General features: G+C 69.2%; 11 protein-coding genes. 3 read left to right on the forward strand and 8 right to left on the reverse strand.

The genetic code is table 11. From position 1 onward, the window contains the following. Positions 1-128: 128 nt before the first annotated feature. The gene (gene secA2 / locus Aph01nite_RS22125) at positions 129-2,378 is read left to right on the forward strand and encodes an accessory Sec system translocase SecA2 (protein WP_204042857.1); all 2,250 of its coding nucleotides are present in this window, start codon (positions 129-131) and stop codon (positions 2,376-2,378) included. Here the strand turns inward: secA2 and Aph01nite_RS22130 are convergent, their stop codons facing one another. Next, positions 2,379-3,182, reverse strand: a complete 804-nt coding sequence (locus Aph01nite_RS22130) for an SAM-dependent methyltransferase (RefSeq protein WP_204042858.1) — start codon at positions 3,180-3,182, stop codon at positions 2,379-2,381. Between the two features lie 170 nt (positions 3,183-3,352). On the opposite strand from Aph01nite_RS22130, the gene Aph01nite_RS22135 reads away from it, so the two are divergent. Further along, complete coding sequence (locus tag Aph01nite_RS22135; RefSeq protein WP_239161876.1) at positions 3,353-3,925, forward strand: dihydrofolate reductase family protein; 573 nt, start codon at positions 3,353-3,355, stop codon at positions 3,923-3,925. Positions 3,926-4,085: 160 nt separating this feature from the next. Here Aph01nite_RS22135 and Aph01nite_RS42665 read toward each other — a convergent pair whose 3' ends face one another. Further along, positions 4,086-5,294 (reverse strand): CHAP domain-containing protein, encoded by a 1,209-nt coding sequence (locus tag Aph01nite_RS42665; protein WP_373872313.1) that lies wholly within the window; start codon positions 5,292-5,294, stop codon positions 4,086-4,088. Between the two features lie 98 nt (positions 5,295-5,392). Between Aph01nite_RS42665 and Aph01nite_RS22145 the strand changes: the two genes are divergently transcribed. Then, entirely contained in the window at positions 5,393-6,199 is an 807-nt protein-coding gene (locus Aph01nite_RS22145) for a DUF1206 domain-containing protein (RefSeq protein ID WP_204042859.1), read from the forward strand. A 1-nt stretch (position 6,200) separates the two neighbouring features. On the opposite strand, the gene Aph01nite_RS22150 is transcribed toward Aph01nite_RS22145, so the two are convergent. The 6 genes from Aph01nite_RS22150 to Aph01nite_RS22175 form a co-directional block, all read right to left on the reverse strand. Next, positions 6,201-7,307 (reverse strand): hypothetical protein, encoded by a 1,107-nt coding sequence (locus tag Aph01nite_RS22150; RefSeq protein WP_204042860.1) that lies wholly within the window; start codon positions 7,305-7,307, stop codon positions 6,201-6,203. A 13-nt stretch (positions 7,308-7,320) separates the two neighbouring features. Continuing rightward, complete coding sequence (locus tag Aph01nite_RS22155) at positions 7,321-8,277, reverse strand: class I SAM-dependent methyltransferase (protein WP_204042861.1); 957 nt, start codon at positions 8,275-8,277, stop codon at positions 7,321-7,323. 67 nt (positions 8,278-8,344) lie between these two features. Further along, the gene (locus Aph01nite_RS22160) at positions 8,345-8,542 is read right to left on the reverse strand and encodes a hypothetical protein (protein WP_204042862.1); all 198 of its coding nucleotides are present in this window, start codon (positions 8,540-8,542) and stop codon (positions 8,345-8,347) included. Between the two features lies 1 nt (position 8,543). Then, complete coding sequence (locus Aph01nite_RS22165) at positions 8,544-9,830, reverse strand: MFS transporter (protein ID WP_204042863.1); 1,287 nt, start codon at positions 9,828-9,830, stop codon at positions 8,544-8,546. Next, positions 9,818-10,198: a hypothetical protein gene (locus Aph01nite_RS22170; protein ID WP_204042864.1), complete on the reverse strand. Its 381-nt coding sequence runs from the start codon at positions 10,196-10,198 to the stop codon at positions 9,818-9,820. Before Aph01nite_RS22170 ends, Aph01nite_RS22165 begins: the two co-directional genes overlap by 13 nt. 46 nt (positions 10,199-10,244) lie before the next feature. Further along, on the reverse strand, positions 10,245-10,826 hold the full coding sequence (locus Aph01nite_RS22175; protein WP_275419270.1) for an SDR family oxidoreductase: 582 nt from the start codon (positions 10,824-10,826) through the stop codon (positions 10,245-10,247). Positions 10,827-10,846 lie beyond the last annotated feature (20 nt).

Genomic DNA, 10,846 nt, shown 5'->3' on the forward strand with positions numbered 1-10,846 from the left:
GCCCAATAGACTGACTGGATAACCAGTCAAAGCGCAAGGGCTGCCTTGCGGCTAGCATCGGATCTTCCGGGGTTCCCAGAAAACGGACATCCTGGAACCGACTACTCGTGCGGCTCGTTGGAGCGGGCGTGGCCTCTCTACCTCAGTTGATCAGGCGCTTCCTGGAGAAACCGGGCAGCGTCGATCTCGCGCGCTTCGAGCGCGTCGTCGCCGGGGCCGCGGAGCACGAGCCCCGGATGCGCGAAATGTCCTTCGAAGAGCTCCGGACCGCCGCCCTGGACGAGGCCACGTTCTGCGCGGCCGTCCGCGAGGTCGCCCACCGCACCATCGGCGAACGCCCGTACGACGTGCAGCTCCTGGGCACGCTCGCCATGCTCGCCGGGAACGTGGTCGAGATGGGCACCGGCGAGGGCAAGACGCTCGCCGGCGCGCTGGCCGCGGCCGGTTTCGCGCTGCGCGGGCAGGGCGTGCACGCCATCTCGGTCAACGACTATCTGGCCAGGCGCGACGCCGAGTGGATGGAGCCGTTCTACACCGCGCTCGGGCTCACCGTCGGCTGGATCGCCGAGATGTCCACCCCGGAGGAGCGCCGCGCGGCCTACGCCAAGGACGTCACCTATGTGGCGGTCAGCGAACTCGGCTTCGACCTGCTGCGCGACCGCATGCGCACCGACCCCGCCGACCTCGTGCAGCCGGTGCCCCAGGTGGCGCTGGTGGACGAGGCCGACTCGGTCCTGGTGGACGAGGCCCGGGTCCCGCTGGTGCTGGCCGGCGCCGCCGAGTCCGGCGCCGCCGTCCCGGAGATGGCCGCGCTGGTACGGCGGCTGTCCCGCGGCTACCACTACGAGATCGACGACGAGGGCCGCGCCGTGCACCTCACCGCCAAGGGCACCGACACGGTGGAACAGGCCCTCGGCATCTCCCTGTACGACCACGCCGCCACGGTCACCGAAGTCAACCTGGCCCTGCACGCGCACGCCCTGCTCACCCGCGACGTCGACTACATCGTCAGGGACGGCCGGGTCCACCTGATCAACGCCTCCCGCGGCCGGGTCGCCCAGCTCCAGCGCTGGCCCGACGGCCTGCAAGCCGCCGTGGAGGCCAAGGAGAAGCTCTCCCCCACCGAGACCGGCGAGATCCTCGACTCGATCACCATCCAGGGACTGCTCACCCGCTACCCCACCATCTGCGGCATGACCGGCACGGCCGTCGCGGTCGGCGACAACCTGCGCGAGTTCTACGACCTCAAAGTGGCCGTCATCCCCCCGAACAAGCCATGCGTACGGGTGGACGAGCCCGACCGCGTCTACGCGACCGCGATCGACAAGGAGATCGCCCTCGTCGAGGAGATCGCGGCCCAGCACGCCACCGGCCGCCCGATCCTGATCGGCACCCTCGACGTGGCCGAATCCGAGGAGCTGGACGCGCACCTGCGCGAGCGCGGCCTGACCCCCGTCGTCCTGAACGCGAAGAACGACGCCGAGGAGGCCGCCATCATCGCCCGCGCCGGCGAGCGCGGCGCGATCACCGTCTCCACCCAGATGGCCGGGCGCGGCACCGACATCCGCCTCGGCGCCGACGGCGTCGCCGACCTGGGCGGGCTGCTCGTGATCGGCACCGGCCGGCACACCAGCAGCCGCCTCGACGACCAGCTCCGCGGCCGGTCCGGCCGCCAGGGCGACCCCGGCGCCTCGGTCTTCTACGTCAGCGGCGAGGACCACCTGCTCGCCGCGTACGCCCCTGACGAGTCGCTGCCCGCCCCCGGCAAGGACCGCCGCGTCCGCGACCGCCAGGCCGACTACCTGATCGGCCACGCTCAGCGCGTCGCCGAGGGCGTCAACGTCGAGATCCACCGCAACACCTGGCGTTACACCCGCGTGCTCGAACAGCAGCGACGCCAGATCCTGGAGCACCGCGACAAGATCCTCTACGGGGAGGCCGGCGCCGAGGCCCTGGCCGGAGCCCGCCCCGAGCGGTACGCGGAGCTGGTCGGCCTGCTGTCCGAGGCCGCCGTCGGCGAGGCCGCCCGCCAGATCGTCCTGTTCCACCTCGACGAATGCTGGACCGAGCACCTCGGTTTCCTGGCCGACCTGCGCGAGGGCATCCACCTGCGCGCCCTCGGCCGCCTCAACCCCATCGACGAGTTCAACCGCGAGGCCGTACCGGCCTACCGCAGGCTGCTGGAGGAGATCGAACGCCGCTCCACCGGCAGCTTCGACTCCTACGACCCCGATCTGCCCCTGGCCGACCAGGGGCTCAAACGCCCCACCGCGACCTGGACCTACCTGGTCTCCGACAACCCGTTCGGCTCGGACTGGGACAGAATCCTCAGACGCGTCTCGGGCGCGCTGAAGGGCAATCGCCGCCGCAAAGGCTGATCAGGGTTTGCGGCCCACGCCGCCGAGGACGATGCGCTCCCAGGGCTCCAGGTCGTGGGGTTCGTCGGGGCGCCAGTCGGGGAGGTGGACCACGCCGGGGTCGATCATGTCCAGGCCCTCGAAGAACTGCTCGATGACCGGCCGGGGGCGGAACCAGCCGGTGCCCACCGCGAGCTGGAAGGCCTGCTCCAGGGCGACCGTGGTCGGCTCGCCTGAGGCGTGCATGTTGGTGGCCACCAGATGGCTGCCGGGCGCGAGTTTGTCCAGGTAGCCGCGGACGATGCCGTGCGGTTCCTCGGAGTCCGGGATCAGGTGCAGGATCCCGGCCACCAGCAGGCCCACCGGCCGGGTCAGGTCCAGCAGCGTACGGACCTCCGGGTGGCCCAGCACGAGCTCCGGGCGGCGCATGTCGGCGCGGACCAGGGCGGTGGTCTCCCGCTGCGGGGTGCCGGCGTCGTCGACGAGGAGCCGGGCGTGGGCGAGCACCATGGGGTCGGTGTCCACGAAGGCGACCCGGATGCCGGGGTCGAGCGCGCGGAGCGTGTCATGGGTGGCCCGCACCGCCGCGAGCCCCGCCCCCGAGGAGACGTCCAGGAACTGCCGGATGCCCGCCCGGTGCAGGTGCCGCAGCGTACGCCCGACGAAGGCGAGGCTGCTCACCGCCATCCTGCCGATGTCCGGCAGGATCTGGGCGAGCCGGTCGGCGACGGCCCGATCGACCTCGAAGTTCTCCTTGCCCCCGAGCAGCGCGTCGTGGACGCGAGTGGCGCTGGGCGTGCGGGGGCCTGTTTCAGGCGTAATCACCACGACACCTCCGATACCCAGCGGATCGTATCTCAACGAACCCACAGTGTGACCGCAACCGACGTTCCCCTGGATTTGTCGGTGCCCACTGTCATGCTGCGAGGCGTCCGCCGGAGGTTTCCGGGTAGCGCCAGGAGAGAGCGCGCCGCGGTCGGTGAGGGGAGAGTCGGATGATGAGGAAGATCGTGCTGATGATGTCGGTTTCCCTCGACGGGTTCTTCGAGGGGCCGAACCATGAGCTCGACTGGCAACTGATCGACGAGGAGCTGCACGGCTTCTTCAACGACCAGCTGCGCGACATGGGCGCCTTCCTCGACGGGCGGGTCACCTATGAGCTGATGGCGGAGTACTGGCCGACCGCCGACAAGGATCCGGAGGCCGCCGCCCCCGTGGCGGAGTTCGCGCGGATCTGGCGGGAGATGCCCAAGATCGTATATTCGCGGACGCTGGATCGTGTGGAGTGGAACACGACCCTGGTCCGCGAGGTGGTCCCCACGGAGGTGCTGGAACTCAAGGCGCAGCCGGGCGGCGATCTGGCGCTGGGTGGGGGGAAGCTCGCCGCGGAGTTCATGCGGCACGACCTGATCGACGAGTACTGGCTCTACGTCCACCCGGTCGTGCTCGGCGAGGGCACGCCCTTGTTCCAGGCGCCGGAAGCGCGGTTGAACCTCCGGCTGACCGAGACCAGGGCGTTCGGCAACGGCGTGGTCCTGCTCCGCTACCGCCGTCCGGCCACCGAATGACCCGGAGGGGTCTGAGCCGCGCTTGAGCCAAGTCTGAGTTGAGCCCATAAGACTTGGGCGCGTCCGGATTCGGCGCCGGTGCGGTGAGACGCGTCACCTGCGTCAGCGGCGCCGGATAACGGCGAGGGCTTCATTCTGATAGTGCTCTGGAGGGCTGGGGTCAGGAGCGCATGCAGTGGCGGCCGCGGGTGCGGGTGCAGTGGCGGACTCCGGCGGCCAGGGCGGCGAAGAGGATCACGCCACCGATGACTCCCGAGATCGGGATGTCGTGCTGGATGGTCTCGCTGGCCGCGTTGCGGAAGGCAGGAGTGGCGATAGCTTCGGTCGTGGCCGACTTCGCCGTGAGGTTCGCCGGGTTCTTCGCCGAGGCGGCTTCGCTGATGACGGGGGCCGGTGCGCAGACCTTCTCCACCTCGTGGACCTTGGCGGTGGGGAAGGTGAGAGCAGGGGCCTCGGGGGCCGCGCTGTCGCGCATGGCGTAGGCGCCGGTTGAGAACGGGACGGGCGCGCCCTTCTTGCCCGGTCCCTCGCCCCACTTGGTGATCACATAGTCGATCTTGATGTGGCCCTGGCCGCCGCTGACGGTCAGGCTGGAGCCGTTCCACTGGCTGCCGGTCAGCTCGGCGAAGGTCTTGCCGTCCAGGTCCAGCATGACGCCGCTGCTGGACGGGACTCCCGGGCCGCGGTCGCCGACGAAGAAATTGGCCTTGCGGCCGTCGTGGATGACGTAGCCCTCGGTGCCCATCGGCCAGCTGGGGCTGGCGGCCAGGCCCTTCTGCATGGGCTTGCCGGAGGCCGGCTGGCCGGTGTCCCCGTTGACGCCGGAGCCGTCGTCCCAGAAGTACGACGCCGTGGTGCTGCCGTGGTAGATCGCGGTCTGCACCTGTTTGGGCACGCCGTACCCGGAGAATTCGGTGGCGGGGCGGGTGACGCGCTGGACCTGGCCGTGCAGGGACTCGATGGTGGTGACGTCGCGGCCGTTGATCTTCTCCACGATGCCGACCTGGGCGTGTTCCTTGAGGAAGGCCACCGAGCCCGGCGCCGGCTGGGCCGACCAGGCGTGCTGGGCCTTGAACCAGGCCTGGTGGTCGGGGGTGTGGGCGAACTTCCCGACCGATTTGGTCACGCCCGCCGCGCCCGCCGCCCAGGAGACGAAGGAGTCACACCAGGGGGCGTCGGCGAATCCGGCGGAGGTGTCCTGCGCGTACCAGGCGCCGTACTTGCTCTTTTGACCGTTCTTGACCGAGTAGCCGATCTCCTGCCGGGCGGCATCGAGCAGCTTGTCCGCGATGCTGGAAATGGGGGTCTCCTGGGGGGTTGTGACGGATGGGGGTTGGTCACGCGCGAGTAATCGGACATTAATCCCCATACCAGTCAGAACACAGAGAAACCGGACAAACTTTACCTTTGGTTTGGAATGGATCCGGGAGAGTAGTAGGGAGGGGCGCCCCGGCCTGAGGAGGAGCAATGGTCAGCACGAGCCCCACCAGCAAGATCGCCAGAAGGGTGGCGGAGCACCCGGTCCTGGACCGGGTAGCGAAGATCGGTTTCGCCGCCAGAGGCGTGCTCTACGGGATAATCGGCCTGGTCGCGCTGCAGATCGGCCTCGGCAACGGCGGCGGCGCGGAAGCCGACAAGAGCGGCGCGATCCACCTGGTCGCCAGCCGTCCGCTGGGCGGGCTACTGCTCTGGATCATGGCGATCGGGCTGGCCGGGCTCGCGCTCTGGCAGACCGGCGAACTGGTCTTCGGCTCGCACGAACCACTGGACCGGGTCGAGGCCGCCGCCCGGGTCGTCGTCTACGTCCTCCTGGTGATCTCGCTGCTCGGGCTGCTCCTCCAGGACAAGCGCGCGAGTTCGACCGACGAGCAGTCCGAGGACCTCACCCGGCTGCTGTTCGGCCTGTCCGCCGGTCCGGTCCTGGTCGGGCTGCTCGGCCTGGGGCTGGTGGCGTTCGGCGTGTTCTCGGTCCGCGAAGGGTGGACCGAGCGGTTCATGCGGCACATGCGGGTGACCGAACCCCGGACCCGTACGACCGTGGTCAAGCTCGGCAAGGCCGGATACATCGCCCGCGGGGTGATCGCCGCGGCGGCCGGAGGCCTCATCTGCCAGGCCGCTCTCACGTACGACCCGGAGAAGGCGGTCGGCATCGACGGCGCGCTCCGGGCGCTGGCCGCCACCCCGGCCGGTCCGTGGCTGCTCGTCGTGGTCGCCGGCGGCCTGGTCCTGTTCGCCGTGTACTGCTTCGCCGAGGCGCGCTGGCACCGGACCTGACTCAGACCAGGAGCGCGATCTCCCACTTGCCTGGATCGTCCGTGTACTCGGTGAGCGTCCGGCCGGTGAGGGCCTCCAGGAACCCGATGTCGATCGGGCACACGCCCGGCGAGAGCTTCCGGAAGCTGTCCACGCAGTCGGCGCCGAGGAGTTCCTTCAGGCGGGCGCGATAGGCGAGGATCTCGTCGAACGGGACCATGTCGTTGTTGTCGTCGTTGTCCCTGATGCGGCCGGTGAACTCCGCCGCGAGCGTGGACACCGCGCCGGCCAGGGCCGGGACGGGCTCCAGCACGGTGACGTAACGCTCGCGGTAGTGGTCGATCGCGAGCCAGACGTGATCGCCGCTGTCCGAGGGGGGCAGATCGCCGTACGTGGCGAGGACCAGGGCGGGCAGGGTCAGCCCGGCCTCGGCGACCGGCAGGAACTCCGGCTCCTCGTGCTCGGCCGCCTGCCGCCGGTATTCGGCGACCGTGAAGTACGGCCCGAACGCGAAGGTCGCGGGAGCCGGATCCTCGTCGGGTTCGTCGGGTTCGTCGGGGATGTGGAAGTCGGAGTTGGCGGCGATGACGACCAGTTGGACGTGGTCGGCCTCGGGCAGGGTGACCTGCTCGTCGGTGAGCGCGGCCAGGCAGTCGAGGTCGATCGAGAAGCGGGCCTCGCTCCACCAGCGGTAGCTGAGGGCGCAGTCGGCGCCGAGGAATTCGCGCAACCGGTCCCGGTAGCCGACCGTCTCGTCCAGGTCCGCGAACGCGATGTTGGAACCGTGGTACGCCGCCGCCAGCCGGGCCAGCCCTTCCGGCGACCTCGGACGGAGCACGGTGAGGATGTCGGTGTTGTGAAAGCAGGAGTTCCCGTCGGAGAAGGTCTGCGCGGCCAGCCACTCCCGGTCGGCAGGCAGTTCCTGGGGATGGGAGGCGATCAGGGCGAGAACGGGGAGTTCGTACCCGTACGCCTCCAGGGGCTGGTAGGGGCCGCGGTCCCACTCGGGGGCGGGGCTGTGGCGGACGCCGAGGGCGTCCAGCTGGGCGACGTCCTCGGCGGCGATGGCGGAGTCGTCTTCACCCCACTCGGGGTAGTGCTCGTGTGCGATCGCACGCCAGTCGGTCACGATCACACGGTAGCTACTGCGAATCGGGCCGAACAGTGCTTGCGCTGACGAGGGTATGGCTGGCGGATCGCCGCAGTCCGGTGATTTCGAGGTGTACGCATCCGGCGTTGCTCAGCCATCCGGATATTTCGGCAGGTGAGTAGAGGCGTCCGCCTTGGGTGAGCCAGAGGTTGAGGGCGAAGCCGTCGGTGAACGCGGCTTCGGCGACGCCGCCGCGTGGCTGGGTGGTGGTCTCCAGGATGTGGACGACGCCGCCGGGGCGCAGCGTGCTCACGGCGGCGTGGACGATGGCCTCCGCCTGGTGGGCGTTGAAGCCGTGGAGCACGTTGAACAGCAGCACCACGTCAGCACGCAACCCCGAAAAATCCGGATTTAGGAGGTCTATCGGGTGTGTGGTGATTCCTTTGTGGGGGGTGAGGGCTGGGGGGAGGTCGGCGACGGTTGCCCGGAGGCCGGGATAGCGGTCACGGAAGGCGGTGGCGTACCTGCCGTGGCCGCCGCCGATGTCGAGGATGTCCTGGGCGCCTTCGGGCATAGCGGCGAGGTCGAGCATGTCTGGGATCAGCCATTCGGCCAGGCCACGCTGGAGCGACTGGAACAGGCCCAGCTCGAACGGGTGCTCGCCGAGCCAGGCGTAGAAGCTTGGGTCCGGCCCTTCGCTGATCGATTCCGTCAGGTTTCCCCAGAATCGTGCGACGATCGCCGACCAGAGCTGGAGCGCGGTGCCGTAACCGTTCCCAAACCAGGCTTTTGTGGTCGGAAGAACGAAATATCGCCCGTCGGCGTCGCAGCTCAGGTAGCCCGCTGTCGTCAGAAAGCCCAACAGCAACCCAAGCCCTTCTCGATCGGCGTCCAGGCAAGCAGCCAAGTCCTCCGCCGTGTACGCCTCCGCGATGAGCCGCTCGAAAACCCCCAGCCGGATCGCGGCCACGGCCGCCTGGGTGGCCATCGTCCCCACCAGGTCGAGCATGGCGGCCGGCGCGGCTCCAGTGGTGTGGAAAAGCGCGGCCTCGTCGCCGGGAAGATCGAGAGGCATGTCACGCCACCACCGGGGCGAGCGTCTCCACGCGGCGCAAACGCGGCGAGGTGAGCACCGCCGCAACCACGGCCAAGCTCAGAGCAAGATCGAGAGGCATGTCGCGCCACCCCGGAGCGAGCGTCTCCAGGCGGCGCAAACGCGGCGAGGTGAGCACCGCCGCAACCACGGCCAAGATCAGGGCAAGGTCGACGGGCATCTCACGCCACCACCGGGGCGAGCGTCTCCACGCGGCGCAGGCGCGGCACGGTGAGCACCGCCGCCGCGACGGCGGCCAGGATCAGGGCGTCGATCAGGATCAGGAAGGCGATCCCTCGCCCGGGGCCAGTGCCGATCAATAGGCCGATATTTCCGGCTAAAGCGCCCTCCGGGCGGAGCAGGGGTTCGGTGACGTACTCGGCGAGCGGTCCCGCCAGCAGGTATGCGAACGGGGTCGCCGCGCCGCCGACGGTGTGGGCGGTGCCCAGGACGCGGCCCAGCGCGTCCGGGTCGATCCTGCTCTGCAGGACCGCGTTGCCCGTGCCGTGCACCACCGGCAGCGTGAACAGGAAACACGCCGCGGCGACGCCGACCAGGAGGGGCGACGGCCGGATCGTGTGCAGGACCAGGAACGCGCTGCCGAGCAGCATGAACAGGCCCATGCCGCGGATCCGCCGCTTGGGCCCGCCCCACACGCCCATGACCAGGCCGCCGGCGAAGACGCCCGCGCCGCCCGCGAACATGAGCACGCCGAGGACGGCCGGTGATCCGAACGACAGGATGAGCGGCTGCACGAGTACGCCCGCGACGGCGAAGCTGAAGTTGAATCCCGTGAACGCCAGCACGATGGCCAGCAGGTCGCGGCGGGCGGTGAGGTAGCGCCAGCCGTACAGGAGATCGGCGATCGGAGCGTTGGCGGAGCCGCCGCCGGGGGGTGTGCGGACGGCTGCGGGCAGCCGGAGGACGATGAGCGTGCCGACCGCGATCGCGTACGTGGCCAGGTCGAGGACGAGCACGCCCGCCATGCCGATCGCGCCCAGCAGGGCGCCGGCCGCCAGCGGGGCCGCGATCTGGGCGGCGACGGTGATCTGCATGAGCCCGTTGGCCCTGGCCAGGTGCCGTTCCGGGATGAGTAGCGGCGTCATCGCCTGGTAGGTCGTCATGTGGATGGTGCCGCAGATGGCGCCGATGAAGGATCCGGCGCAGATGTGCCAGACCTGGAGGTTTCCGGTGGCGAGGAGCAGCGCCTGGATACCGGTGCTCACGGCTGTAACGCTGTCGCTCAGGATGAGGACGCGGCGGCGGTCGAAGCGGTCGACGAGTACCCCGGCGAACGGTCCGACCAGTATTGCGGGGATCAGTCCCGAGAGCATGACCAGGGCAAACAGGGTGGTCGAATTCGTCGTCTGGTATACCCAGACGCCCAGGACGAAGCCGGTCAGGCTGGAGCCGACCCCGGATAACAGCGAAGAGAACCAGATAATCCCGAATCGGATCAGATCAGGCACATCGCCTCCAGGTAGGCACGGATGAGATCGCGATCGGCGGGCGGGCAGACGATGCCCGCCTCGGCCAGCAGCCGTTCGGTGCGCGAGCAGTCGAAGTCCGGCCGCGAGAACATCGGCGTCTCCTCGGAAAGCACCGTCGCGAAAGGCGCGATCGGCAGCTCCTCCAACCGCCCGGCGACCGCCGCCCGCCACTCCCCCCACGGCACCAGCCGCGCCCCCATGGCCTCGGCTATCTCCCCGTAACCGATGGTCGCGGAATTGAAATAGTGGTAGTCGTCCCCCGCCGGCCGCCCCAGCAGATGAACGATCCCGTCGGCCACGTAATCCACCGGCGCGACATCCTCCGCATACGGAAGATCGGGCACCATCGAAATCCGCGCACAGGTGCTCAGCAACCGACTGAAATAATCCCCGTCATTCCCTTTCCCGGTACGGGCTGTCGCCGCCGATCCTGGCCGGCCGATGCACCGAAACCGGAATCCCCCGGCTCCGCGCCTCGCTCACCAGCCGGTCGGCGACCCACTTGCTCTGGTTGTATCCACCGTCCAGCCCCAAGGGATCGTCAGGCGCATCGGCTTCTGTAACCCGAATCCCTCGGTACGCATCCCCCAGATGCACACCCAACGTCGAGACGTAATGCACAGGAATCCCCCCGCCAAGAGCCGCGAGCCGAAGCACTTCGACGGTCCCCCCGACATTGACCGTCTTCAACGCCGCATAACTCTCGGCGAAATTGATGATCCCCCCGTTGTGACAGATGACATCGACCTCATCCGCCAACTCCTCGAACCGTTGCACCCCCAGCCCGAGCATCGGCGACCCGAGATCCCCCACCACCGCATCCCCGCCCACCGGCCGAGCGGACCCTCCCCGCACCAGGCAGATGACCCGAGCCCCATCCCGCACCAACCGGCTGAGCAACTGCGACCCGAGAAATCCCGTCGCCCCCGTAAGCAGAACCGTCCACGGCCTTTCCCCCGATGGGCTCTCGCCCAACGGGCTTCCACTCGACAGCC

Origin of the sequence: Acrocarpospora phusangensis, from assembly GCF_016862995.1 — a bacterium.
In the GTDB taxonomy this organism is placed as follows: domain Bacteria; phylum Actinomycetota; class Actinomycetes; order Streptosporangiales; family Streptosporangiaceae; genus Acrocarpospora; species Acrocarpospora phusangensis.